Consider the following 23,459-nt stretch of genomic DNA (forward strand, 5'->3'; position numbering starts at 1 on the left):
CTCAGCGGCTCCGCCGTTCGTGCTAGATCAACTCGGCTCGAGGCGTCGGCGCTGGATCAGGGTTCCGGGTCGAATCATGCCGCAAGATTCGACCGAGATCCCTGATCCAGCGCCAAACCCCGCGCGCTAGATCAACTCGGTGATGACACCACGGAGGAAGTACAGCACGAACAGAGCGGCGACGCCCCACAGCAACGGGTGAACGTCGCGTGCCTTGCCCTTCGCCGCCTTGATGAGCACGAACGAGACGACACCGCCGCCGATGCCGTTCGTGATCGAGTAGGTGAACGGCATGAGCACGATCGTCAGGAACGCCGGGATCGCGATCTCGTAGTCGGTCCAGTCGATCTGGCGTACGCCGGTCATCATCAGGAAACCGACGATCACCAGCGCGGTCGCCGCCGCCTCGAACGGCACGACCGTCACCAGCGGCGACAGGAACATCGCCAGCAGGAACAGCACGCCGGTCACGACGCTCGCCAGACCGGTCCGCGCGCCCTCGCCCACACCCGCCGCGCTCTCGATGTACGAGGTGTTGCTCGAGACGCTCGCCGCGCCACCGGCGGCCGCGGCCACCGAGTCCACGAGCAAGATCTCCTTGGTACGCGGAGGCATGCCGTCGGCGCCGATGAGCTTGCCGTCGGGGCCGGCCTCCTCGCCGACCGCGACCATGGTGCCCATCGTGTCGAAGAAGTCGCTGAGCAGCAGGACGAAGATGAACACGAGGGTGACCGCCGCGCCCGCCGCCTTGAAGCCGCCGACGAGGCTGAAGTTGCCCAGCAGGCTCAGATCGGGCATGCCGACCGCCTTGTCGGGCCAGCTCGGCACGTTCAGGCCCCAGCCGTGCGGGTTGCCGTTCGGGCCGCCGGAGGGGCCGACCTTCGCGATCGCCTCGACGATGATCGCCAGGATCGTGGTGCCGACGATGCCGAGCAGGATCGCGCCGCGTACCTTGCGCGCGAGCATGACGATCGTGGCGAGCAAGCCGATCGCGAAGACCATTCCAGGCCAGGTGATGATCACGCCGTTGAAGCCCATGCCCACCGGGACGGTGGTCTGCGCCGCATCCGGTACGCGCATGACGAAGCCCGAGTCGACGAAGCCGATCAGGGCCAGGAACAGACCGATGCCGACCCCGATGGCGATCTTCAGCTGACTCGGCACCGAGTGGAAGATCGCCGTACGCAGCCCGGTCAGCACCAGGATGCCGATCAGGATGCCCTCGATGACCACCAGGCCCATCGCGTCGGCCCAGGTCATCTGGGAGGCGATGTCCTTGGCGACGATGACGTTGACGCCGAGACCGGCCGCCAGGGCGAGGGGGAACCGTCCGTAGACCCCCATGAACACCGTCATCACGCCGGCCACCAGCGCCGTTGCCGCGGCCACCTGCGGAATGGAGAGCGTCGCTCCCGTGCTGTCCTTGGCCGAGCCCAGGATCAGCGGGTTGAGGACCACGATGTAGGCCATCGTGAAGAAGGTGGCGAGGCCACCGCGCAGCTCGCGGGAGAGGGTGGACCCCCGCGCGCTTATCTCGAAGTATCGGTCCAGGAACGGCAGTTCCCGCGCAGTCGTCGACATGGGCCGCATCGTGGCATAAAGAAGGTCACCCGTCACGTCTGTCCCACCAGCAACGTTGTGTTGCGGCACCGGCATGCGGGGTCGCTCGCGCGATCGCCCACCGATGAGGAAGAATGTCCCCGTGACCAGGACCGCCACCCGCCCCGCTCGCCTCGACCAGGTCTGCGCCGACGCCGTCGAGGTCGCCCGCGCCGCGATCACCGAGGTCCCGGCGGATGAGGTGGGCGATCACGAGGGTGTCGTCGCCGAAGCCGACCGGCTCGTCACGCATTACTTCGCCTCGCTCCGGCCCGGTTATCGGGGCTGGCAGTGGGCCGTCACCGTCACCCGGGCGCCGCGGTCGAAGCTCGTCACGGTCTGCGAGACGGTGCTGCTGCCCGGCAACGGCGCGCTGCTCGCGCCGGGCTGGCTCCCGTGGGAGGAGCGGCTGCGCCCGGGCGACCTGGGCGTCGGCGACCTGCTCCCGACCGCCCCCGACGACCCTCGCCTGGTGCCGGGGTACCTGCTCGCGGACGATCCCGAGATCGACACCGAGAGCTGGGAGCTGGGCCTCGGCCGACCGCGCATGCTGAGCAAGGAAGGCCGTGAGGAGACCGCCCAGCGGTGGTATGACGGGGATCACGGCCCGCACGCACCCATCGCTGAGGCCGCGCCCCGGCACGCGCGCTGCGTTTCGTGCGGCTTCCTGCTGCTCATGGGCGGCGCGATGAAGCAGATGTTCGGCGTCTGCGGCAACGAGTACGCCCCCGACGACGGTCGCGTCGTCTCGCTGGACCACGGTTGCGGCGCGCACTCCGAGGTGGTCGTCGACGCCGGTCCCCCGGTCGAGGCGCTGCCGACGGCGTACGACGACGGCGCGGTCGAAGAGGTCTAGGAAGAGCCCAGGCGACGGGCGCGGTTGCGGTCGTGCACCCGCATCGTCAGCCAGCCGGGGATGCCGACGATCACACCGGCCACACAGATCCACACCCAGCTGCTGGGCGCACCGGCGATCCAGAGCACCACGGCGGCCACCGCCCAGAGCGCGATACCGCCGATCGCGAGCGGAGTCATCGGCGGATCGAGCGGCTTGACCGGCGGCTCCGCGGCGGGCGGGGTGGACGTCACGCGATGAGGATACCGGTTAGGAAGATCGCCGGAGCATCGCGTACACTGGTCAACCGTTGCCGCCTTAGCTCAGTCGGCAGAGCGATTCACTCGTAATGAATAGGTCAACGGTTCGATTCCGTTAGGCGGCTCTGCGAAAAGGCCCCGGGTCACCCCGGGGCCTTCTGCTTTATCCGCGCCGGGGATGAGCAGCGAAGAAGTCCCACATCACGTCGACCGCGTTGATCTTCGTCTCGGGGCTGCCGAGCCCGACCTCGGTGCCGCCCGGCCACCGGTGTTCCATGCCCGCGATCTGGTAATCGACCACCTCCGAGCCGTCGGCGCAGCGCGTACGGGTCCAGGTGATGCCCTTGGCGTACACACCCTTGGCCGACGGCTTGCAGCCGAGCCGGGTCCGCCAGATATCCAGGCCGCCGTTGAAGACGTCGGCGTTGTCGAGCAGGCCGATGAAGGTGACCACCGAGACCGGCTTGGCCGGCTTGAACGCGGGGTCGGCCGTGCGCGACCCGATGAAACCGCCGGAGACGGGCGCGATCGCGGCGAAGAGACCCGGTGCCGCCACGGCCATCCGGAAGGTCATGTCCGCGCCGTTGGAGATGCCGGTCGCGTACACCCGCCGGGGATCGACCTGCCACACCTCGATCATGTGCGCCACCAGCGCCTTGACGAAGCCGACGTCGTCATAGTCGCCGCAGCAGTCCATCGCGTTGAAACCCGAGATGATGGTCTCGGGATAGACCACGACGAAACCCTTCTGGTCGGCCTTCGCGTCCAGCCGCGTCATCCGGCGCAGCACGTCCACGTCGGACCGGTAGTAGTGGAACGCCACGACCAGCGGCATCCCCGGCTGGTATCCGGCGGGCGCGTGCGCCTGCGCGGTCCGCGTCTGGCCGCCCACGTCCAGCGCGATCGTCTGGTCACCGCCGCGCGGCACGTCCGGCACTCGGGGGCTCGGGCTCGCACTCGGCGCGGCCACGGTGGGGGTCGGTCCGGCCGGCGCGGCCTCGGGTTTCGCGTCGCACGCCGTCAGCACTAGGAGTACGCCTAAAGCAGCGCCCGTGGCTCGGATGGTTCGCATCGCAGCCTCCCTGCTATGTCACTTCTGAAATAAACTATGTCAGGAGTTGAATAGCAGATGTGAGCACGCTGCGCTACGCCCTGCTGGCCGCTCTGCACGCCGGCCCGTTGACCGGATACGAGATCGTCCAGCGGATGCGCCGCCCGATCGGCTACTACTGGACGGCTCAGCAGAGCCAGATCTATCCCGAGCTGGCCCGGATGACGGCGGACGGGCTGATCGACCACGACGTGGCGGCCGGACCCGGTCCGCACGACCGCAAGATCCATCGGCTCACCGCAGCGGGCCGGGCGGAACTGGCGCAGTGGCTGGTCCAGCCGCCGCAGCGCCGCCCACCCAAAGACGAACTGGTCCTCAAGACGTACGCGTTGGCCGCCGCCGACCGCGAAGCCATGCGCGCCTTGTACCGAGCCGAAGCGCAGAAGCATCGGCGGCGGCTCGACGACTATCTGGCTCAGCAAGCGCAAGCCGAAGCCCAAGGCCACGACGATCCGGCCAACCCGAAGTTCGGGGCGTACGCCACGCTCCGGATGGGTGTGGCCGCCGAACGGACGATGCTCGACTGGTGTGAATGGCTCGTCTTGCGGTTGGAAAGGTAACTATTCAGCGAAATCTCAGTCTGATCGTTCATCCAGGGCGAGACATGTCGCCGGGTGCCGCTAGGGTGTGCCGGTCGCGGAATGATCCGCAGGCATCACCCCCTCTGGAGGAAGCACCCCCATGTCCGAGCCCGTTACCTACCAGCCCGCCCCGCAGCCGCCGGCCCAGGAGGAATCCCGCGGCAAGCAGATCGCGAAGGGCGTCGGCAAGGCTCTGTTGTGGCGTCTCGTCATCGGCGGCATCGTGCTCGTCATCGCCCTCGGCTTCGGTGCCTACAAGTACCTCTCCGGCAACATCACCGCCAAGACCCCGGCCGTCGGCGAGTGCGTCTCCGAGGCCAAGACCGACGCCGACGTCGAGAACGTCACCACAGTGGACTGCAGCGACGCTAAGGCCCACGACAAGGTCGTCGGTGTGATCACCAACAAGTCCGAGTCGTACTTCAAGTCGACTCAGAACCCGTGCACGGCGTACCCGGACGCGGAGAGCGCCTACTGGTTCGGCAAGTCCGCCAGCGGCACCATCCTCTGCCTCGTACCGAACAAGGCAAGCTGACGTCTCACCCCGCCGAGGAGGCCACGAGCGCAGCGCGCTCGGCCTCCTCGGCTTCTTTCTGGGCCAGGCCGTCGCGCCCGTCGTACTTCACGAACTTCGGCAACGCAGCCGCCAGCGCGACCGTGCCGGCGATGCATAGCGCGCCACCCCAGACGACCGAACCGCCGATGCCGACGATCTTGGCCATGCCGCCGCTGCGTACGCCGCCGAGCAGGGGGCCGATCGAGTAGGAGAGCATCTCGATCCCCGCAAGACGGCCGCGCAAGTGGTCGGGGATCGTCTGGTTCCAGATCGTCGACCGGAAGACGCCCGAGATCATGTCGGCCGCTCCGGCCGCCAATAGCCCGGCGATGGCGATCCACAACGCGTTCGACAGACCGAAGATGACGATGCCGACGCCCCAGAGCCCGGCCGCGATGACGACCGCCAGCCCATGCCGATGGATGCGCTGGGTCCAGCCCGATGTCAAGGTGGCCAGCATCGATCCGACGCTGGGAGCGGCGTACAGGAGACCGAGGACGGCTGGGCCGCCTAAGCGTTCGGCGAAGAACGGATAGAGCGCCTGGGGCATGCCGAACGCCATCGCGTTGATGTCCACCAAGTACGTGCCGAGCAATTCTGGTCGGCGTACGGCGTACCGCAGACCCGTCGCGACACTGCGCAACGACGGCCGATCCGCCATCTCCGGCGGCGGGACCGCCTTCATCATCGCGAGCAGGGCAAGGGATACGCCGAACGTGGCCACGTCGATGGCGTACACCCAAGCGAGACCGCGGCCCGTGCCGAACGCCGCGATGAGCAACCCGGCGATGGCCGGGGCGCCGATGGACGCGAACTGATGGCGCAGCGAGGTGAGCGCGCTGGCCGCGGGGATCTTGTCGGCGTCGACCAGGCGCGGCGTGAGCCCTTCGAGCGCGGGCCGTTGGAGGCCGTCGACGGCGGCCGCGAGGGCCGCGATCAGATAGAGCAGCCACAGGTGCGGCTTGCCGAGCAGCGCGTTGAGCAGGAGGAGGACGGTGAGCGAGAGCTGGGCCACCTCGCCGCCGAAGACGAGTACGCGACGGTCGACGTAGTCGGCGAGCGCGCCGCCGACGAAAGCCATGAACAGCAAGGGGACGAGTTCGCAGACGCCGATCAGACCGACCAGCAACGGGTCGTCGGTCATCTTGGTGACCTGGTACGGGATCGTCACGAACGTGATGAAAGACCCGATGGACGTCACCGTCATGGCGCTGTAGAGCAGCCGGAAGTCCCGTCCGCGCAGCGGCGACCAGTCGAGCGAAAAGCGTTTCCTTGTACTCATCGCCGCAGATGATGCCGGACCGGCGCGGGCGGCGTCGAGCCGGTTTCGGCGGCTACGCTTCGGCCCATGGGTGCTGTCGACGAATGGTGGGCGTCTTATCACGGCAAGCTCCGGGCAGCGCTGCCCGAGGACACGTTGTTCCTGATCGGCGGGCGCGGGGTCATCCGCGATGAGCAGGGTCGTTATCTGCTGATCAAGCGGGCGGACAACGGCATCTGGGCGTTCCCGGCCGGCGGCATGGAGATCGGCGAGTCGATGGTCGACTGCGCCATCCGGGAGACCTACGAGGAGACGGGGCTGAAGGCGGTTACCGCCGTCCCGTTCGCCCTGTACACCGGGCCGGACCACACGCATACCAACCAGTGGCAGCACACGTATCAGCACATCATCCTGGCCTGCCTGATCACCGAGGTCACGGGCGAGCTCAACCCGGATCCGGAGGAGGCGACCGACGCGGCGTACTTCCATCCGGCGGACTTCCCGAATCAGAGCCCCACGATGCAGCGGACGCTCGCCGACCTCGCGGAGTTCGAGCGCACCGGCCGGTTCGTCGTCCGCTGAACCGTCCGCCCTTCCACAGCGCTGGATCAGGGTTCCGGGTCGAATCTTGACCCAAGATTCGACCGCGATCCGTGATCTAGCGCGCGGCGTGGCGCGGCAGCGCGAAGCGTGGTGCGGCTAGGCGGCTTTGCGGGCGGCTTTCGCCTTCGCGACCGACTCGCGTAGCGCTGCCATCAGGTCGATGACCTCGGCCTCGCCCTCCTGCGGCTGCGGCGGCGTCACCACTTCGCGGCCTTCGATCTTGGCCTCGATGACCTGCTGCAACGCCTCCCGATACGCGTCGGTGTACTCGGTCGGGTCGAACTCGTCGGACATCGACTCGATCAGCGAGCCGGCCATCTGGAGCTCCTGCTTGTGCAGCTTCACCTGGTCGGCTCCGCCGAGCACGTCGAACGCCGGTTGGCGTACCTCGTCGGGCCAGAGCATCGTGTTGAGGACGAGCACGTCGTCGCGTACGCGCACAGTGGCGAGTTGCTCACGTTGGCGCAGCGCCACCTTCACCAGCCCGACGCGGCCGGCCTTGCTCAACGCGTCCCGCAGCAACAGGTACGGCTTGAGCCCGACGTTGCCGTCCGGTTCCAAGTAGTACGCCCGGCTGTACAGGATCGGATCGATCTGGTCCTCGGGGACGAATTCGAGCACATCGATCGCACGGGAACTACTCAACGGAAGGTCGGCGAAGTCGTCGTCGGTGAGGACGACCATTTGATCGCCGACTTCATAGCCCTTCGCGAGCTGGTCGTAGTCCACCTGTTTGCCGTCGATCGTGCAGACGCGCTGGTACTTGACCCGCCCGCCGTCCTTGACGTGCACCTGGTGGAACCGGATGTCCTTCTCCTCGGTCGCGGCGTAGAGCCGGACGGCGATGGAGACCAGGCCGAAGGAGATGGCACCCTTCCAGATTGCCCGCATATCACCCATCTTGGCAGTCGGCCGCCGAGAGCGCGGCCTATCCTGAGAACGTGACCAGGGTCGAAGTGGAAGGCCGACGGATAGACCTCACAAACCTGGACAAAGCCCTCTACCCCGACGGCTTCACCAAGGCCGAGATCATCGACTACTACACCCGGATCGCCCCGGTCATGCTGCCCCACTTGGCCGATCGCCAGGTGACCCGGATTCGCTACCCCTCCGGCGCGCAGGCGCAGGGATTCTTCGAGAAGAACGCGCCCGCCGCCAAACCGAGCTGGGTACGCGTAGACAGCGGCCTCATCGTGGTCGACGAACTCGCCACGCTCGTGTGGCTCGCCCACCTCGCGGCACTGGAACTGCATACGCCGCAATGGCAGGTGGCGAACGGTCCCGAGCACCCCGACCGCATCGTCTTCGATCTCGATCCGACCGAACCGGCCGGCCTCGACGAGTGCCGCGCGGTGGCGCAGGCGTTGCGCGATCGGCTGGCGGTGGACGGGCTCACGGCGTACCCGAAAACCTCCGGGCGCAAGGGCATGCAGGTCACCTGCCCCGTCACCGCGACCGCCGAGCAGATCATGGACTATGCCCGCGAGCGCGCGGCCGAGTTCGCGCGGGCCGCGCCCGACGCGGTGACCGACCAGATGGCCAAGGCCGGGCGGCCCGGCAAGGTCTTCATCGACTGGAGCCAGAACAACCCCTCGAAGACCACGGTCTGCGTCTACTCCCTCCGCGCGGGCGATTCACCGACCGTCTCGACGCCGGTCACCTGGGACGAGGTCAGTGACGGCTCGTTCACCGCGGCCGACTTCACGCCCGCGCGCGTCCTTGCGCGGATCAACGAGTACGCCGACCTCCACGCCCCGCTCCTGTCGCCCGGTCCGGCCCTCCCGAGTACGCCCCGCCGCCGCCCTGCACGTTGATCATGAACCCAAGGTTCCACCGGACGGCGTGTCGCGACCCCCAACATCATGATCAACGCGCCCGATATCGGGTTGAAGACCTGGTCGCCGATGCGGTTGCATGGATGAATGGTGTCCGTCGACCGTCTGCTCGCCTTCGCCGCGATGTCCCTGGTGCTGATCCTCATCCCGGGACCGAGCGTGCTGTTCGTGATCGGCCGCGCGCTCGCCCACGGGCGGCGGGCTGCCCTGACCACGGTCCTCGGCAACACCCTCGGGGCGTGCGTACTAGTGGCGGCGGTCGCCTTCGGCGTCGGCTCCGTCGTCGAGCGCTCGATCGTCGTCTTCACGGTGCTGAAGCTGGCCGGGGCGGCGTACCTGGTCTATCTGGGGGTCAAGGCCTGGCGGGCCCGCCGCTCGTTGACTGCCGTGTTCGCCGCCGACGAAGCGGCCGCCGCCGGACGCCGGACCCTCTGGGAAGGCTTCGTGGTCGGCGTTTCCAACCCCAAGACGATCGTCTTCTTCGCGGCGGTCCTACCGCAGTTCGTCGATCCGGCCCGCGGTCACGTTGTGGCACAGATGCTCCTGCTCGGCCTGATCTTCAACCTCATCGCGGTGATCTGCGACAGCCTCTGGGGAGTCGCCGCCTCCTTCGCCCGCGACTGGTTCGGCCGCTCACCTCGTCGGCTGGCGATGGTCGGCGGCGCCGGCGGCCTCGCCATGATCGGCCTCGGCGTGACCGTGGCGGTCACCGGCCGTAAAGACTGACCCGCTCCAGCCGCGGTCAAGCTTCCCAAGGCGGCGTGAAGCGGGCCACGTAGGCGCGCGCCCGCGGAATCGGATCGCGCCAGTACTGGTGCGGCATCCGATGCACATGCAACCGGCAGAACTCCGCGAGGTCGACGTCGATGCGCTCTACGCGCTCCACCGCACGGCCCTCGAACTCCGCGTTGACCCGGCGAAGTTCGGCCTCCGAGTTCCATCCCGAAGCGTCGAACGCCCAGCCGTTCCAGCGGGCATAGGTGTGCAGTGGGTGCTGCTCCCCGAGTAGATACAGCGACGCGAGCTCGATGCCTTGGTCCGGATGCGCGTCCCGGCAGGTCCAGGCGAGAATGTGGCACGCACCCGAACTGAAGAAGGCCTGATCCGTCCGTTCCCACGAAACGCGCTGATCTGATCGCTCGAGCGGCGTACGGCGAAACGTTCCCGAGGCCAGCAATGCCATGCCCCGCATGCTACGACGGGTACGCCGTACCGATCAGGCGAGGACGTCGTCGGCGTCGACGATCGTGTACGCGTACCCCTGCTCGGCGAGGAACCGCTGCCGGTGGGCGGCGTACTCGGTGTCGATGGTGTCGCGAGAGACGACCGTGTAGAAGTGCGCCTGCCGCCCGTCGGCCTTCGGGCGCAGGACCCGGCCGAGCCGCTGCGCCTCCTCCTGACGGGAGCCGAAGGTGCCGGAGACCTGGATCGCCACCGCCGCCTCGGGCAGGTCGATGGAGAAATTGCCCACTTTGGACAGCACGAGGGTACGCAGCTGCCCCGAGCGGAACTCGTCGAGCAGCCGTTCCCGTTCCTTGTTGGTGGTGCTGCCTTCCAGGATGGGCGCGTCGAGATACTCCCCCAGCTGGTGCAGCTGATCGAGGTACGCCCCGATGACCAGCACCTGCTCGTCGGGATGGCGCTCGACGATGGCCTGGACGACGGGCAGCTTCGTGCGGGCGGTCGACGCCATCCGATAGCGCTCCTCGGCTTCGCCCATGGCGTACGCCATCCGCTCGGCGTCGGTCAGCGTCACGCGTACCTCGACGCATTCGGCCGGGGCGATCCAGCCTTGCGCCTCGATGTCCTTCCACGGCGCGTCGTACCGCTTCGGGCCGATGAGGCTGAAGACGTCACCTTCCTTGCCGTCCTCGCGGACGAGGGTGGCGGTCAGGCCGAGACGGCGGCGGGCCTGGAGGTCGGCGGTGAACCGGAAGATCGGCGCGGGCAGCAGGTGGACCTCGTCGTAGACGATGAGTCCCCAGTCCCGGGCATCGAACACGTTGAGGTGCGGGAAGGTGCCACCGCGGCGCATGGTGAGCACCTGGTACGTGGCGATGGTGACCGGCCGGATCTCCTTGCGCTCGCCGGAGTACTCCCCGATCTCCTCCTCGGTGAGCGAGGTGCGGGCGAGCAGCTCCCGCTTCCACTGACGGGCGGCGACCGTGTTCGTCACCAGGATCAGCGTGGTGGCCTTGGCCGAGGCCATCGCCGCCGCGCCCACCAGCGTCTTGCCCGCGCCACAGGGCAGGACCACGACGCCGGAACCGCCCGCCTCGAAGTGCTCGACGGCCTCCTTCTGGTAGGACCGCAGAGTCCAGCCGTCGAGAGCCAGATCGATCTCGTGGGCTTCACCGTCGACGTATCCAGCCAGGTCCTCGGCCGGCCAGCCCAGCTTCAGCAGGGCCTGCTTGAGACGGCCGCGTTCGGAGGGATGTACCGCGATCGTGTCCGGGTCGAGCTGCGTACCGAGCATCCCGGCGAGCTTCTTGGACTTGGCCACCTCGATGAGCACCGCCCGGTCCAGCCCGCGCAGGACGAGGCCGTGGGCCGGATCGTTGGCGAGTTGCAGGCGGCCGTAGCGGTCCATCGTCTCGGCGACGTCCACCAGCAGCGCGTGCGGCACCGGGTAGCGGGAGTACTTGAGGAGGGCGTCCACGACCTGCTCGGCGTCATGCCCGGCGGCGCGGGCATTCCAGAGCCCGAGCGGAGTCAGCCGGTACGTGTGCACGTGTTCGGGCGAGCGTTCCAACTCGGCGAAGGGCGCGATGGCCGCTCGGCAGGCGGCCGCGTCCGGATGATCGACCTCCAGCAGCAGGGTCTTGTCGGACTGGACGATCAGCGGACCGCTCGACATGAACTCACCTCGATGCACGCAGCAGGGGACCCTCCAGTCTGACACGAAGGCGCTGCTCACCGTCAGTCCCCGCTGAGCGGAGCGTGACGCGGCGCTCCTCCGCTCGGTCATGGTGACCCGCCGAACGGCCGAAATGGTGGCTGCTTCGCAACCACACATTCGGCTTCGTGCGTCCCTCGTGGTGGAAGAAGCGGTAGGCCTGATGGCCGGCAGGCCGGCGGTATGAGCGTTCGGGGGAGTCCAACGGGGGCGAACGCAGTACCGCCGGCAGCCGTTTCTTCAGACGGATCTCAGTCGGCGCGGCTACGGACCAAAGCGCTGACGATCGAGACGAGTAGCAGTACGAGCAGCCCGCTGCCGATCGCTTCGCCGGCCGCGTCGAGCATCATCCGATCGAGGACCAGCCAGGCGAAGAAGAACCAGGCGGTGAGGCCGAACGCGGTGACCGCCACCGCCACCTGAGCCGTCCTCGACAGGCCCGTACGCCCGCCGACCGGCGTTTGCGCCTCCGCTGTCTCACCCTCCTGGCCGGGCTCGGCGGTCATCTCGGTCCCTCCCGCGTTCACCGCTGTCACTGTTCCAGGGTGTCATCCCCCTGGGGATTATGAGGGATTTTCTGGATCTTCGCCCGAATTGGCGCGCGAGCGGGCTCGGAGCGCGCCGATGACGGACAGCAGGATGAGTACCCCGAAAAGGACGCCGAACGCCTCGTTGACGGCCTCGCCGAACGACTCCCGCCGGACGAGCCAGGACAGGGCCAGCCAGCCCGCCGCGCAGGCGACGGCGACAGTGGCGGTGGCCGCCAGGGAAAGCCGCGCCCGGGTCTCCATTTCCTGAGCGTGGCCGTCGAACCATCGATCAAACATCCTCCGAATGGTTTGCCAGGAAACTCACATTCGGCTCTCTTTCCCTTCTGGACGCTCTTGTCTAGTCTCGGCCTGCAACCGGAGCAGCCCCCAAGCACGTCTGATCGGCTAGACGCGGGTTCCGGAGCACTGGGGAGGGCTTCATGAGGAGAAACCACGCGGTGGCGGTGGTCGCGGCAGCGGCCGCGACGCTGTTCGCGTTGACCGCCTGCCAACCGGATTCGCAGGCCGGCGGCGGTTCGCCGTCCCTGGCTCCGGTCGCGGAGACGTCGGCGGCCGCATCACCGAGCGCGAGCCCGAGCACGGCGTCGCCGAGCGCGAGCCCGAGCAAGACGGCGACGCCGAGCAAGACCACCACTACCTCCACGTCGACGTGCCAGCAGGGCCCGCGCCAGAAGGAAGTCGAGACGGCGCTGGCCAAGCTCGGCACGTGGGGCGCGATCGTGGTCGACGGTCAGCAGACCGACGCCGACTGCGCCGTCATCAAGAAGTTCCAGAAGCGGTTCGGGATCTCGCCCGCCAACGGCCGGGCCGGGGATACCACGGCGAGCGTGGCCAAGCGGCTCGCCGCCACCGATCCCAGCAAGTGCCAGGCCGGCACCGGGCTCGTCGCCTGCGTCGACCTCACCCACCAGACGACGTACCTGATGAAGGGCGGCCAGGTCATCTGGGGGCCGACCGTCACGCGTACGGGGATGGCCGGGTATGCGACGCCGTCGGGTTGGTACAAGATCTTCGACCGCGCGCCGAAGCACTGGTCGAACCCGTATGAGGTGTGGCTGCCGTACTGGCAGCAGTTCTACAACGGCGACGGCTTCCACGAGACGACCACGTACATCCACAACACGGGGATCGGCTCGCACGGCTGCGTCAACCTGCTGAAGGTCGACGCGCAGAAGTACTACTCGACGCTCGGCTACGGCTCCAAGGTTCACCTGTACGGTCGCCGGCCGGGAACCTGAGCCCGGGAGGCCCGCAGCCGCGGTGGGAATGGGTACGGTTGAGCGACGATGACCACCTCATTCGCCGACCGGTTGCGGGCCCTCTCCGACGAGGCGCTCGGTGAGCTGCTGCGCGCCCGCCCCGATCTGATCACGCCGGTGCCGCCGGACCTCTCCGCGCTGGCGGCCCGGGCGCAGACCCGGCTGTCGCTGGCCCGCGTCGTCGAGCGGCTCGACCGGTTCACCCTCGAGATCCTGGACGCCGCCCGGCTCACCCGGAGCGACGACGGCTACACCTCCATGGATGCCATCGTGGCGCTGGCCGCGGTGCCCACCGGCGGTCCCGAGCCGGTCCGGGTCCGCGAAGCCGTCCACACCCTCCAGAAACTCTTCCTGTTGTACGGGCCCGAGGGTGAGCTGCGGCTCACTGGTGCAATCGATGAAGTGCTTTCTGCGTACCCGTCGGGACTGGGAAGACCGGCGGCGGAGCTGGACCCGGCAGCGGCCGCGCTCGCGAGCGACCCGGCCCGCCTCCGCCGCACGCTCCTGGCCGCACCGCCCGCGGCCCGCGCGGTCCTGGACCGCTTGGCCGAAGGCCCGCCGGTGGGCACGTTCAGCGAGCCGCCCGCGGCCGTGCTGGAGCTGATAGATCAACATCTACTGGTACGCCTAGACGACCAGACGGTCGAGTTGCCGCGTGAGCTGGGGCTGTTGTTGCGGCGGGACCAGGGACCGCTGGGCCGCCTGCATCCGCAGCCGCCGGAGTTGCCGGCCGGGTCGCGTCCGCGCACCACGATCGACCGAGCCGGAGCCGGGCAGGCGATGACGGTCGTACGCGAAGCCGAAGCGGTGCTGGAGGCGCTGGCCGCCGAGCCGATCAGCATCCTGCGCGGCGGTGGGGTCGGCGTGCTTCCGTTGCGGCGGCTGGCGAAAGCGGCCGAACTACCGGAGCCGACCGCCGCCCTACTGCTGGAGGTGGCCGCGGCCGCCGGACTCGTCGGCGAGACCGAGACGGAATATCTGCCCGCCGTGGGCTACGACGCCTGGCGGGACAAGCCGCTGGCGCAACGCTGGACGCAGCTCGCCGAGGCCTGGCTGAACATGCCGAGACAGCCGTCGCTGATCGGGCTGCGCGACGAACGGGACCGCCCGATCACCGCGCTCGCACCGGAAGCCGAGCGCGCCGGGATGCCCGGGCTGCGCCGGGAGGTGCTCGGCACGCTGACGCTCGGTCCGACACCCTCCGAACAGGAGCTGCTGGACCTGGTCGCGTGGCGTGCGCCGATTCGCGTACGCGGTCGGGAGGCGGTCTACTCGGCCGTCCTGGCGGAGGCGGCTGCGCTGGGGGTCACCGGATTCGGCGGGCTGACCGCCTATGGCGCGTTGGTGCTGGACGACGGCGTGAACGCCGAGGACGATCCCCTGGGCCGCCGTCCCGGCGCCGACCGGCCCCGCGAGGAGACCCCGGCGTCGGTCGCGCTCGGGCACCTGCTGCCGCCGCCAGTCGACCACCTGATGGTGCAGGCCGACCTCACCGTGGTGGTCCCCGGTCCACCCGAACCGCAGCTCGCCGCCGAACTCGACATCGTCGCCGACCACGAATCGGGCGGTGGCGCAGTCGTCTACCGGGTCACCCGGGACTCCGTCCGGCGCGCCCTCGACGCCGGGTACGCCGGAGCCGACCTGCACGCGCTGTTCGCCAAACGATCGCGTACGCCGGTGCCGCAGGCGCTGACTTATCTCATCGACGACATCGCGCGTACGCACGGCGGACTGCGTACCGGGGCGGCGGGTGCGTACCTGCGGAGCGACGACGAGGCACTGATCGCTTCGGCCTTGGCGGACCGGCGGCTGTCGGGGCTCTCGTTGCGCCGCCTAGCGCCGACCGTCCTCATCACACTGTCGCCACCGGGGAGGCTGCTGACGGCGCTCCGCGAGGCGGGCTACACCCCCGTGCCCGAGGACCCGACCGGCGCGGTGGTGCTCAGCAAACCCAAGGTACGCCGAGCCCCAGCCCGCGCCGTGGTCATGGCACCTGTCGACCCCGCGAGCGGGCTGACCCGGCCACGTCTGCTCGGCATCGTCGAACATCTGCGGCACGGCGACGCAGCGGCCCGAGCCGCCCGGCGTGCCCCGTTGGCCGTACGCGCCGCGACCGGCGGAACCGTCGACGGCATCACCGCCGTGCAGGCCCACAGCGACGCGCTCGCCGTCCTGCAGCAGGCGGTGCGGGAGAAGACGCTGGTGTGGGTCGGTTACGTCGATGCGCACGGGACGACCAACTCGCGACTGGTCCGGCCGGTGTCGATCGGCGCCGGCTACCTTCGCGCGGAAGATGAGCGTACGCAGACCGTCCACACCTTCGCGTTGTCTCGAGTGACGGCTGCCGTTCCCGAAACTTCCTGACGCCGGTCGTTACGCGTTACGCGGTCGCCTCGCGTTACGCGGTCGCCTCGCGTTATCCGGGGATAACGCGGCCTCCCACGCGGGAATAGCCGCGTTATCCCGGGATCGCGCGCGAGGGACAACGCGCGAGCAACGCGCGAGGGACAACGCGCGAGGGACAACGCGCGCGGGACAACGCGCGAGCAAACGCCGAAGCAGCGCAGCGAAAAGGGTTAGAGCTCGAGCTCCCGAGCGACAGCGTGCAGAGCCTCACCGATCTTCTGCGCCGTCTTGCGATCGGGGTGCCGCCCACGCTTCAGATCGGGCAGGATCTTCGCCTCGAGCACCTTGATCATGTCCTCGATGAGCGTGTTCAGCTCGTCCGGCGTACGCCGCTTGGCCTCCGCCTGAGCCTGCACCAGCGACGGCGGAGCCTCCAGCAGCTTCACGCCCATCGCCTGCGCGCCCTTGCGGCCCTCGATGATCCCGAACTCGATCTTCTGGCCGCCCTTGAGTTCGGCGACCCCACCGGGGAGGGCGGTCTTGGGCAGGAAGACGTCGCCGCCTTCGTCGCTGGTGACGAAGCCGTAGCCCTTCTGGGCGTCGTACCACTTGACCCGACCGGTTGGCACCGTTGATCCCTGCTTCCCATCCGTGTGCGGCCACGTCGTGACCCGTCGTCCCGCCGCGGCAATGCGGCAGGGTTAAGGCTATCGAGCGAGATCGTCCAGCCCAACAGCAATACCGGGGGTGAGTCCGGCTTTCTCCGAGCGCTCCAGCAGTTCGCGGACGGCCGCGTACCCCGCCGGGCCCAGATCCTCGGTGAACTCGTTGACATACAACGAGATGTGTTGATCGACCACGGCCTGCTCCATTTCCTGCGCGTGGGCGAGGACGTACTCCCGGCTGTCTTCGGGACGCGCCCAGGCATGCCGGACCGACGCCCGGATCCACTCCGTCGCCGCCCTCGGGTCGACCGCGCCGCGCTTGGCCAGAATCGCGCCGAGCGGGATCGGCGACCCGGTGTCAGATTCCCACCATTCACCAAGATCCACCAGCTGCGACAGGCCATATCGCGGATAGGTGAAGCGGGCTTCGTGGATCACCAGGCCCGCGTCGAACCGTCCGGCCGCGACGCCCGGCATGATCTCGTGGAACGGGACCACCACGATCTCCGCGGGCCGCTGCCCGCTCTGCTCCGCCCACAAACGCATCAACAGGTACGCAGTTGTGCGTTCCCCGGGCACGGCGACGGTCTTCCCGTCGATCCCGGTTTCCGTGAGGGTGAGCAGAAGAGGGCCGCAACCCCGGCCGAGCGCGCCGCCGCAGGGCAGCAACTCGTACTGGTCCAGCAGCCAGGGCAGCGCGGCGTACGAGACCTTCACCAGGTCGAACCGGCCGTCGAGGGCAGCCGTGTTCGTCACGTCGACGTCGGCGAACGTCACGTCGAACTCGGGCGCGCCCGGCACGAGGCCGTGCGTCAGCGCGTGGAAGACGAAGGTGTCGTTCGGGCAGGGCGAGTACGCGATCTTCATAGTGCTTCCAGGCTATCCCCGATCGTGGCGGCGGCACCCGTCAGCGCCTGCAGGGCGGCACCGATCTGCCACGAGGCCCGATCGCGGGGGCCGATCGCGTTGGAGATCGCCCTGATCTCGGCGTACGCGACGCCGCAGGTGGTTGCGGCAGCCGCCACGCCGGCGCCCTCCATCGCCTCGGCCGCCGCATGCGGGTAGCGGAGCCGCAGCTCCTGGGCCCGGCCGGCGATCCCGGTGACGGTCGACACGGTGAGGACGTCGCCGGAGACGGCGTCGCGCAGCCGTCCGCGCAGCAGGGCGTGCAGGGCTGGGTCCACTTCGGATACTGCGCGGCCGAAGCCCAGCTCGTCGATGCTCAGGTAGCCCTCCGGCGACTGCGCGCCCAGGTCGGCCGCGATGCTCCGGGTCGCCACGACGAGACCGCCGAGGCCGACGACGTCGGCGAACCCACCGGCGATGCCCATGCTGATCACGCCGTCATAGGGCGCACCGGCCGCCTCCGCGAGGGTCAGCCGCCGGGCCGTCCCCGCCGCCGCGTTCGCCGGGCCGACCCCGACTGCGGCGACCTCGATGGCGCTACCCGATGGCAGTCCTTTGCGGACCGCATCCGCCTCGACCTCGACCGCCGTGGCGATCAGCACCCGCATTCCGCGCCCCCTCCTCGTTGATCATGAACCTATGGTCCCACCTGACGGCGTGTCTCCGCCCCCAAGCATCATGATCATCCAGTCTGGCGCTTCCCGTTGATCATGGCCGCCGGGGGTCCGACACACCGCCCAAGGGGACCCTAGGTTCATGATCAACGGGGAGGGGGGTCGGTGGGCGGATCGGTCGAGGGTCGGGTGCCCGGTGGGGTGCCCGGTGGGGTGCTGGGTGGGGTGACGGGTGGGGTGACGGGTGGGGTGCCGTTCATCGAGGTCGGCCGGTAGAGGTGGTACGAGCCGTCCGGCTCCGCCGACGCCGGCTCGGGCTGCGCCTCAGGCTCAGGCTCGGGCGACGGCTGGCGCGATGGCTTTCGCTGCGACTTCGGCGACGACTTGGGGGGCGCCTTCGGCGCTGGGCGCTGCTTCGGCGGCTGTGCTTTCGGCGTACCAGTCGGAGGAAGCGTGAGCGAGACGACCAGGGCGACCAGCAGGGCGACCTGAGCCAGCAACGGCGCCCAGAGACCGCCCAGCACGAGCGCCACCAGGACCACCAGCGCGACCGGTACGAGCAGCGCAACCACGTAGCGGACGGCGGCCGAGGCTGCCGCGGACCGGTGACCCGGCGTCGCCGAGACCGTCCACAATGCGCGTTCGACGAGCCCGAGTGTGAGAAGCGCGGCGGCGGCCGTCCCGGTGATCAGATTGACGGCCAAGAGCAGTACGCACACCAGCCGGATCAGCTCGACCGTGGCGAGCAGAAAGCGCGGCCAGGGGCGGGCGCGCAACAGCCAGCCGACCGCTGCCGCGCCGAGTATGCCGACCACGAGCCCGATCAGCGTCCCGACCCCGGCGGACGGGGTGGAGCGCCGCCACCACTCAGCCAGCAGGAGCAGATCGGCGGCGACGGAGAGGAGGGCGATGTGCAGCAGCCGTCCACCGCCCGGCACGGCGGCCGCGGTCGTGGCGCGGATGGAGCTAGCGAGCAGCAGCAGGAACCGCAGCCCCCGGTACGCGCGCCGCACCAGACCGGCCAGCAGCCCCAGCCCGACCGCGACGATGCGTGCGATCTCGTTCAGCACCGGCCCGCCCCTTCCCGTCTCCCCGTCCCCGCTTTCGCGCTTTCACGCTGGATCAGGGTTCTGTGTCGAATCTTGCAGCATGATCCGACCGAGAACCCTGATCTGGCGCGAGCGGAACTGGTCAGCGGATGACGATCGGTTCCTCGATGAGCTTCGGCTGGAGCGGCTTGGCCGGGTCGAACCACGGAGTGTTCGCGGCACGACGCGGTTTGGGCTCCCATTTCCGGCCGACCCGGTCCACCCCGATCGGGAAGATCGTGAGCGAGCCGTCCGGCGCGAAACGCATCCGCAGGAAGCCCTTGTAGTCCTCGATCCCCTGCCCGGCGAACAACTCGTTCAGGTTGACCCGGAAACCACCCGCGAGGAAGAGGTACAGGGCGACCAGTTCGGTGGCGATGAGCCCGGCGACCGGGCCGTAGATGGCGAACGCGAGGACCCCCGGCCACGGCCAGGCCTGATCGTCGAAGGGCAGCTCGCGCCAGGCGAAGTAGCCGGCGTACCCCAGCAGGACGTGGGCTATGCCGTGCGCCAACCCGAGCAGCACGGGTATGCGGCGGAGCATGCCGTGCGAGAGGCCGACGGCGAAGAACAGCGATCCGGCGATCATCAAGCCGATCATCAGGAACGCCGGGAAGCTCAGCAGCTGGTGCGCCTTGCCCTTGAGGGACAGCAGGAACAGCGTGTGGATGATGCCGAGGAAGGTCGCGAACCCGGGGTTGCGCCACGGCAGCCGGGGGAAGATGCCGACCGACAACGCGCGCGACTTCGACTTGGTCGGGTACGCCTTGCGCAGGGTGAACGACTTCTGCTGAGTGTCGATGGCGAACGGGCGGCGCGGCGGGACGGTGATCTTCGAGGGAAGGCCGTGCGTGGCATACAAGTACGCCCCACCGCTGCCGCAGGTGATCAGCTGCTCCTCGCTGGTCTCCGCTTCGGCGTACCGGGCGTAGTGGTGGAGGTCGCCGGAGACCATGAGCTTCACCTTCGCCCCGGTCGGCTCGATGAGCTTGCGGCGGAAGTAGCCGAGGGTGTCGTATCCGCGCGGGTGCTCGATCGTCTGCACCCAGGACGGCTGCGGGAACGCGATGATCACCTTGTCGTCCGGCCCGAGCAGGTTCGCCACACTGCGGAAGTAGTCGAGCTGCGGATCGTCCAGGTACGCCTCACCCTGCACGTCGACGGCGAGCAGCCACCAGTTGTGTGGCAGTTTCAACGCGAAGTAGCTACGCGTCTGCTTGGTCTGCCAAGCGCCGACGTGACCGCCTTCGCGGCGCGCGAACAACCGCAGGAACGCGGTCAGCCCGTCGTACCAGTCGTGGTTGCCGGGCAGCGCGTACGCCGACGGCGGCGTCTCACCGGGCTCAGGCGTCGAGTACGCGGCCAGGTACGGCCCGACCATGCGGTCCTCGTACTCCTGACCACTGGCGGTCGGATAGACCTGGTCGCCGCCCATGACGAGCACCTTGCCCCGGGGCAGCTCCGTCAGCACCAAGTCGTCCTGGTGGTCCTCGGTGGTGTTGACCCGGAGCGACTTCTGCGCCAGCAGCCAGGCCATCGAGTAGGTGGCGTTGAAGCCGTCGCCGAGATCGGAGATGTAGTCGAGCCACAGCTCCTCGTCCTCGGCGTGCTCGTCGTAGATCTTCGTCGGAAACGCGCCCTGCAACTCCCGCTTGTCGAGGTACGCCCCGAACTGTTCCGCGAAAGCCACGCGTACGCCGGTGACGGCGAGCAGCACCGGCCCGAGCCACGGCACCGGTTCCCGGGGAGTGAACCCCAGCTCAACGGGGTCCATCGAGGTTGGACGGTGCTGCGGAAGCAACGCGAACTGGACCGTCGGCTCGTTGCCGGGGTCCACAGCGGACTCCGGGGCCGGCGTGCCCGGGCCGCCGACCGGCGGACCCTCGAACGCCGATGCCGGGGACTGCTCCGGAATGCCTTGTCCCGCTTGCTGCTGGGGGTTCGTCACAGCCGTGCAGCCTAGCGGTCATCCGCTCGTTTCGCTGTCGGCCCTTCGGGCTGTTAGGTGCGCACCGGTCGCTGTGGGGCGCGCGCTGCCGGCCGCCGTTAGGTGCAGATCACGGATATGCATGCTTCCCGGCCGGTTTTAGGCTGCGTAACCGAGATCTGCATGGATCAAGCGGTGCGCGAGCGGCGCCCCAGCCAAGCGGAGATGCAGCGGATCAAGCGGCAGGCGGCGAGGTGTACCGATCCTCGAACAGCTTCCGCGAACCGCATACGGAGGCCTTCGGGCACACTCGCCGGGACCCGTCGGCGTCGAGGCGTACGACGACGGAGTCGCGCGGGACGGAATGCGCGACCACCTTGCCGTCGCCCTCATCGGTGGTGACTCGTTCGCCGACGGCCGGGGCGGACGCCTGGAAGTCCTGGTAGAGCGGGTGCTCGTATTTCAGGCAGCACATCAGCCGCCCGCAGGCGCCGGAGATCCGCAGTGGATTGAGCGGCAGGTCTTGATCCTTGGCCATCCGGATGGTGACCGGCTCGAAGTCGGTGAGGAAGGTGGCGCAGCACAGGTCGCGGCCACATGATCCGATGCCGCCCTGTACGCGAGCCGAATCCCGCGCGGAGAGCTGCCGTAGTTCCACCCGGCATTTGAGGGTCGCCCCGAGATCGCGTACGAGGGATCGGAAGTCGACCCGATGCGGCGCGGTGAAGTAGATCGTCGTCTGCGGGGACGCCCCGTCGACATGGTCGACCGCGACGACCTTCATCGGCAGCTGGTGTTCCCGGATGAGCTTGCGCGCGGCCACCTGCGCCTCAGCCTTGCGCGCGCGGAGCTCCTTGTCCCGGACGAGATCGTCGTCGCCGGCCAGCCCGAGCATCTTGGGGAAGCCGGAGGTGTCGTCGGAAACCCACTGCGCGGCCCACACGCACTCGGCGACCTCAGGCCCGTCATCCGTCGGGACCAGGACTTTCTGCCCGACCTGCGGCTGGAAGTCGCCGGGATCGAGGTAGAAGAGCCGACCGTATTGGTTGAACGTGACCGCGCAGAGCATGCCCATCCCGCCACTCTAGGACCATCGGCGGAACGGCGCACCACCCGTACCTATTCGTACCATTCGTCGTTAGCCAAATGCGGGTACTGCCCGCCAATCGCGTCACCGTTCGGACGACGCGGTCGTTGGGCCCGGCATGCTGCCTCCCCGACGCCTCCGCTTGCTCTCGACCGGACTGCTCGCGGTCTTCGCTGCCGTTCCGGTGCTGATTCTGGACAATTCGGCTTCGGCCGCGAAGTGCGCGCCGATGGCGTACGCGGCGCAGTCGACCGCCGACCTCGTCCGGCTCACCGCTGTCGACCTGCGGCCGCTCGGCGTACCGGTCGGGCCGGTGGCCGAACTCGCGCTCGCCTCCACCAGCTCCACTATGGACGCCCGCAAGCCGGTCAGCGCCCGTGCGACCGCACGCTACGCCGACGCCGGTGTCGTGGGCGTCAAGCTCTCCCCGCTCCTCCTCGGCAGCTCGGTCAGCCAGCAGGCGCCGCCCACGCACGCCGGGCCAGCCGTCTACAACGCGCTCAGCCAGGACGCCGGCATCGCGAAGGTGGGCACCGGTGATCTGTCGGCGCACGCCACGTGGGCGGACAAGATGGCCTGCGGCCAACAGCTCGGGCCGGCCGGGGTCAGCTCGGCCGCCGTCGCCGACCTCAGCGTCCTGCCCACTTCCTCATCTGCACTGGTACGCGTACCGCGCAACCTCTCCAGCCAGGCGGTGACCGGCTTGCGGGAGTACGCCGGACGCACCGCCTCGGTGGCGGCGGCCGAGATCGAGCTGACCGACGTGCGCCTGCTCAACGGCGCTGTCGGCGTCAAGGTGCTCAAGCCGCCGCAGTTGACCGTGACGGCGACCGGCTCCGCGCGTACGTCGGCGGTGGAGTACACCAACCCGCTGCTGGAGATCTCCGGCCCGAACATCCCCACGCAGCGACTGGCGACGCCGGAGAAGAACGTCGACGTCACGTTGCCTCTGACGGGCGGCGATCCGCTGGGCACCCTGCTTCGCGGCCTCAACCTGCCGCTGCTGAACTCGCTCGTGGGCAACGTGCACACCGAGGGTCTGCAAGTGCCCGGCCCGGAGGCGTACGCCCTCCTCCGGATCTCGCTCGGCGGGCTGGACAAGTCCATCACCAACGCGTCGGTCGACGCGGAGGCGGCGTCCGTGCGGATCCAGCTGATCCTCTGCGGCCCGAACCAGGCTCCGGTGACCGTCCTCGACCTCGCGATCGGGCTGCTGCACGCGTCGGCTACCGCACCGAACACTCCGGTGGTCACCTCGCCGAGCCCGTCTGCGTCGACCTCCTCGCCCTCGGCCAGTCACAGCCCCGCCCCGAGCACCAGCCCGGCCGGGTGCGGTGGCCCCGGCTGCGGCGGACCGGGGACGCTGCCCAAGACCGGCATGGGGCCCGTCGCGTACGTGGTCGGGTCGGGCATCCTGCTAGCCCTGCTCGGCCGCCTGATGATGGTCATCGCCAGAAGGCGTTCTGCCTAGCTCGCTCA

Annotated in this window: 23 protein-coding genes, 1 tRNA gene and 2 pseudogenes; 10 read left to right on the forward strand and 16 right to left on the reverse strand. The window is 68.9% G+C overall.

Annotated elements, in window-relative coordinates; translation table 11 throughout:
• Positions 1-126: 126 nt before the first annotated feature.
• The gene (locus tag HOV77_RS09190; RefSeq protein WP_290860311.1) at positions 127-1,581 is read right to left on the reverse strand and encodes an NCS2 family permease; all 1,455 of its coding nucleotides are present in this window, start codon (positions 1,579-1,581) and stop codon (positions 127-129) included.
• A gap of 73 nt (positions 1,582-1,654) precedes the next feature.
• Between HOV77_RS09190 and HOV77_RS09195 the strand changes: the two genes are divergently transcribed.
• A complete protein-coding gene (locus HOV77_RS09195) occupies positions 1,655-2,455 on the forward strand; it encodes a DUF3027 domain-containing protein (protein WP_290860312.1) in 801 nt (266 codons plus the stop codon).
• On the opposite strand, the gene HOV77_RS09200 is transcribed toward HOV77_RS09195, so the two are convergent.
• Positions 2,452-2,688: a DUF2530 domain-containing protein gene (locus HOV77_RS09200; RefSeq protein ID WP_290860313.1), complete on the reverse strand. Its 237-nt coding sequence runs from the start codon at positions 2,686-2,688 to the stop codon at positions 2,452-2,454. The two genes, HOV77_RS09195 and HOV77_RS09200, sit on opposite strands and share 4 nt — an antisense overlap.
• 58 nt (positions 2,689-2,746) lie before the next feature.
• On the opposite strand from HOV77_RS09200, the gene HOV77_RS09205 reads away from it, so the two are divergent.
• A tRNA-Thr gene (locus HOV77_RS09205) sits at positions 2,747-2,819 on the forward strand.
• Between the two features lie 38 nt (positions 2,820-2,857).
• Here HOV77_RS09205 and HOV77_RS09210 read toward each other — a convergent pair.
• Positions 2,858-3,766, reverse strand: a complete 909-nt coding sequence (locus HOV77_RS09210; protein WP_290860314.1) for a PHB depolymerase family esterase — start codon at positions 3,764-3,766, stop codon at positions 2,858-2,860.
• A gap of 59 nt (positions 3,767-3,825) precedes the next feature.
• Here HOV77_RS09210 and HOV77_RS09215 point away from each other — a divergent pair, with 59 nt between their 5' ends.
• Entirely contained in the window at positions 3,826-4,365 is a 540-nt protein-coding gene (locus HOV77_RS09215) for a PadR family transcriptional regulator (RefSeq protein ID WP_290860315.1), read from the forward strand.
• Between the two features lie 121 nt (positions 4,366-4,486).
• A complete protein-coding gene (locus HOV77_RS09220) occupies positions 4,487-4,921 on the forward strand; it encodes a hypothetical protein (RefSeq protein WP_290860316.1) in 435 nt (144 codons plus the stop codon).
• A gap of 4 nt (positions 4,922-4,925) precedes the next feature.
• Here HOV77_RS09220 and HOV77_RS09225 read toward each other — a convergent pair whose 3' ends face one another.
• Positions 4,926-6,224 (reverse strand): MFS transporter, encoded by a 1,299-nt coding sequence (locus tag HOV77_RS09225; RefSeq protein WP_290860317.1) that lies wholly within the window; start codon positions 6,222-6,224, stop codon positions 4,926-4,928.
• 66 nt (positions 6,225-6,290) lie between these two features.
• On the opposite strand from HOV77_RS09225, the gene HOV77_RS09230 reads away from it, so the two are divergent.
• Positions 6,291-6,785 (forward strand): NUDIX domain-containing protein, encoded by a 495-nt coding sequence (locus HOV77_RS09230; RefSeq protein ID WP_290860318.1) that lies wholly within the window; start codon positions 6,291-6,293, stop codon positions 6,783-6,785.
• A gap of 129 nt (positions 6,786-6,914) precedes the next feature.
• On the opposite strand, the pseudogene HOV77_RS09235 reads toward HOV77_RS09230, so the two are convergent.
• Positions 6,915-7,697: pseudogene (locus HOV77_RS09235) on the reverse strand (Ku protein); the annotation flags it as partial.
• A 50-nt stretch (positions 7,698-7,747) separates the two neighbouring features.
• Here HOV77_RS09235 and ligD point away from each other — a divergent pair.
• Together ligD and HOV77_RS09245 are read left to right on the forward strand one after the other, a co-directional pair.
• Positions 7,748-8,620, forward strand: a complete 873-nt coding sequence (ligD, locus tag HOV77_RS09240) for a non-homologous end-joining DNA ligase (protein ID WP_290860319.1) — start codon at positions 7,748-7,750, stop codon at positions 8,618-8,620.
• Between the two features lie 108 nt (positions 8,621-8,728).
• Positions 8,729-9,367, forward strand: a complete 639-nt coding sequence (locus HOV77_RS09245; protein ID WP_290860320.1) for a LysE family translocator — start codon at positions 8,729-8,731, stop codon at positions 9,365-9,367.
• 16 nt (positions 9,368-9,383) lie between these two features.
• Here the strand turns inward: HOV77_RS09245 and HOV77_RS09250 are convergent, their stop codons facing one another.
• The 4 genes from HOV77_RS09250 to HOV77_RS09265 all read right to left on the reverse strand — a co-directional run bounded on the left by HOV77_RS09250 (position 9,384) and on the right by HOV77_RS09265 (position 12,364).
• Positions 9,384-9,824, reverse strand: a complete 441-nt coding sequence (locus HOV77_RS09250) for a hypothetical protein (protein ID WP_290860321.1) — start codon at positions 9,822-9,824, stop codon at positions 9,384-9,386.
• Between the two features lie 33 nt (positions 9,825-9,857).
• Positions 9,858-11,498: a DNA repair helicase XPB gene (locus HOV77_RS09255; protein ID WP_290860322.1), complete on the reverse strand. Its 1,641-nt coding sequence runs from the start codon at positions 11,496-11,498 to the stop codon at positions 9,858-9,860.
• Between the two features lie 290 nt (positions 11,499-11,788).
• Positions 11,789-12,073, reverse strand: coding sequence for a hypothetical protein (locus tag HOV77_RS09260; protein WP_290860323.1), 285 nt, complete (start codon positions 12,071-12,073; stop codon positions 11,789-11,791).
• Between the two features lie 27 nt (positions 12,074-12,100).
• A complete protein-coding gene (locus HOV77_RS09265) occupies positions 12,101-12,364 on the reverse strand; it encodes a hypothetical protein (RefSeq protein ID WP_290860324.1) in 264 nt (87 codons plus the stop codon).
• Between the two features lie 143 nt (positions 12,365-12,507).
• Here HOV77_RS09265 and HOV77_RS09270 point away from each other — a divergent pair, with 143 nt between their 5' ends.
• Complete coding sequence (locus HOV77_RS09270; protein WP_290860325.1) at positions 12,508-13,326, forward strand: L,D-transpeptidase family protein; 819 nt, start codon at positions 12,508-12,510, stop codon at positions 13,324-13,326.
• Between the two features lie 48 nt (positions 13,327-13,374).
• Positions 13,375-15,711 carry a helicase-associated domain-containing protein gene (locus tag HOV77_RS09275; protein ID WP_290860326.1) on the forward strand — a complete coding sequence of 779 codons (2,337 nt, stop codon included), beginning with the start codon at positions 13,375-13,377 and terminating at the stop codon, positions 15,709-15,711.
• 212 nt (positions 15,712-15,923) lie between these two features.
• Here the strand turns inward: HOV77_RS09275 and HOV77_RS09280 are convergent, their stop codons facing one another.
• The 7 genes and pseudogenes from HOV77_RS09280 to ricT all read right to left on the reverse strand — a co-directional run bounded on the left by HOV77_RS09280 (position 15,924) and on the right by ricT (position 21,968).
• Positions 15,924-16,322, reverse strand: a complete 399-nt coding sequence (locus HOV77_RS09280) for a cold shock domain-containing protein (protein ID WP_253759705.1) — start codon at positions 16,320-16,322, stop codon at positions 15,924-15,926.
• Between the two features lie 78 nt (positions 16,323-16,400).
• Positions 16,401-17,225, reverse strand: coding sequence for a 1,4-dihydroxy-6-naphthoate synthase (locus tag HOV77_RS09285; protein ID WP_290860327.1), 825 nt, complete (start codon positions 17,223-17,225; stop codon positions 16,401-16,403).
• Entirely contained in the window at positions 17,222-17,872 is a 651-nt protein-coding gene (locus HOV77_RS09290) for a futalosine hydrolase (protein ID WP_290860328.1), read from the reverse strand. Before HOV77_RS09290 ends, HOV77_RS09285 begins: the two co-directional genes overlap by 4 nt.
• A 21-nt stretch (positions 17,873-17,893) precedes the next feature.
• Positions 17,894-18,097, reverse strand: a pseudogene (locus tag HOV77_RS34750) (hypothetical protein); the annotation flags it as partial.
• The gene (locus HOV77_RS09295; RefSeq protein WP_290860329.1) at positions 18,025-18,948 is read right to left on the reverse strand and encodes a hypothetical protein; all 924 of its coding nucleotides are present in this window, start codon (positions 18,946-18,948) and stop codon (positions 18,025-18,027) included. The pseudogene HOV77_RS34750 and the gene HOV77_RS09295, both read right to left, overlap by 73 nt.
• Positions 18,949-19,069: 121 nt before the next feature.
• A complete protein-coding gene (locus HOV77_RS09300) occupies positions 19,070-20,914 on the reverse strand; it encodes a metallophosphoesterase (protein ID WP_290860330.1) in 1,845 nt (614 codons plus the stop codon).
• Between the two features lie 214 nt (positions 20,915-21,128).
• On the reverse strand, positions 21,129-21,968 hold the full coding sequence (gene ricT / locus HOV77_RS09305) for a regulatory iron-sulfur-containing complex subunit RicT (RefSeq protein ID WP_290860331.1): 840 nt from the start codon (positions 21,966-21,968) through the stop codon (positions 21,129-21,131).
• Between the two features lie 130 nt (positions 21,969-22,098).
• On the opposite strand from ricT, the gene HOV77_RS09310 reads away from it, so the two are divergent.
• Positions 22,099-23,451 carry a hypothetical protein gene (locus tag HOV77_RS09310; RefSeq protein WP_290860332.1) on the forward strand — a complete coding sequence of 451 codons (1,353 nt, stop codon included), beginning with the start codon at positions 22,099-22,101 and terminating at the stop codon, positions 23,449-23,451.
• Positions 23,452-23,459: the final 8 nt, after the last annotated feature.

The organism is Hamadaea sp., assembly GCF_013362815.1.
Classification (GTDB): domain Bacteria; phylum Actinomycetota; class Actinomycetes; order Mycobacteriales; family Micromonosporaceae; genus Hamadaea.

What these genes read in the sequence shown, in the direction of transcription:
- HOV77_RS09230 (WP_290860318.1), top strand. Translation starts at nt 6,291, where the DNA reads ATGGGTGCTGTCGACGAATGGTGGGCGTCTTATCACGGCAAGCTCCGG.
- HOV77_RS09245 (WP_290860320.1), top strand. Translation starts at nt 8,729, where the DNA reads ATGGTGTCCGTCGACCGTCTGCTCGCCTTCGCCGCGATGTCCCTGGTG.
- HOV77_RS09190 (WP_290860311.1), bottom strand. Translation starts at nt 1,581, where the DNA reads ATGTCGACGACTGCGCGGGAACTGCCGTTCCTGGACCGATACTTCGAG.
- HOV77_RS09225 (WP_290860317.1), bottom strand. Translation starts at nt 6,224, where the DNA reads ATGAGTACAAGGAAACGCTTTTCGCTCGACTGGTCGCCGCTGCGCGGA.
- HOV77_RS09310 (WP_290860332.1), top strand. Translation starts at nt 22,099, where the DNA reads ATGCTGCCTCCCCGACGCCTCCGCTTGCTCTCGACCGGACTGCTCGCG.
- HOV77_RS09275 (WP_290860326.1), top strand. Translation starts at nt 13,375, where the DNA reads ATGACCACCTCATTCGCCGACCGGTTGCGGGCCCTCTCCGACGAGGCG.
- HOV77_RS09210 (WP_290860314.1), bottom strand. Translation starts at nt 3,766, where the DNA reads ATGCGAACCATCCGAGCCACGGGCGCTGCTTTAGGCGTACTCCTAGTG.
- ricT (WP_290860331.1), bottom strand. Translation starts at nt 21,968, where the DNA reads ATGGGCATGCTCTGCGCGGTCACGTTCAACCAATACGGTCGGCTCTTC.
- HOV77_RS09220 (WP_290860316.1), top strand. Translation starts at nt 4,487, where the DNA reads ATGTCCGAGCCCGTTACCTACCAGCCCGCCCCGCAGCCGCCGGCCCAG.
- HOV77_RS09255 (WP_290860322.1), bottom strand. Translation starts at nt 11,498, where the DNA reads ATGTCGAGCGGTCCGCTGATCGTCCAGTCCGACAAGACCCTGCTGCTG.
- HOV77_RS09195 (WP_290860312.1), top strand. Translation starts at nt 1,655, where the DNA reads ATGCGGGGTCGCTCGCGCGATCGCCCACCGATGAGGAAGAATGTCCCC.
- HOV77_RS09270 (WP_290860325.1), top strand. Translation starts at nt 12,508, where the DNA reads ATGAGGAGAAACCACGCGGTGGCGGTGGTCGCGGCAGCGGCCGCGACG.
- HOV77_RS09265 (WP_290860324.1), bottom strand. Translation starts at nt 12,364, where the DNA reads ATGTTTGATCGATGGTTCGACGGCCACGCTCAGGAAATGGAGACCCGG.
- HOV77_RS09290 (WP_290860328.1), bottom strand. Translation starts at nt 17,872, where the DNA reads ATGCGGGTGCTGATCGCCACGGCGGTCGAGGTCGAGGCGGATGCGGTC.
- HOV77_RS09250 (WP_290860321.1), bottom strand. Translation starts at nt 9,824, where the DNA reads ATGGCATTGCTGGCCTCGGGAACGTTTCGCCGTACGCCGCTCGAGCGA.
- HOV77_RS09285 (WP_290860327.1), bottom strand. Translation starts at nt 17,225, where the DNA reads ATGAAGATCGCGTACTCGCCCTGCCCGAACGACACCTTCGTCTTCCAC.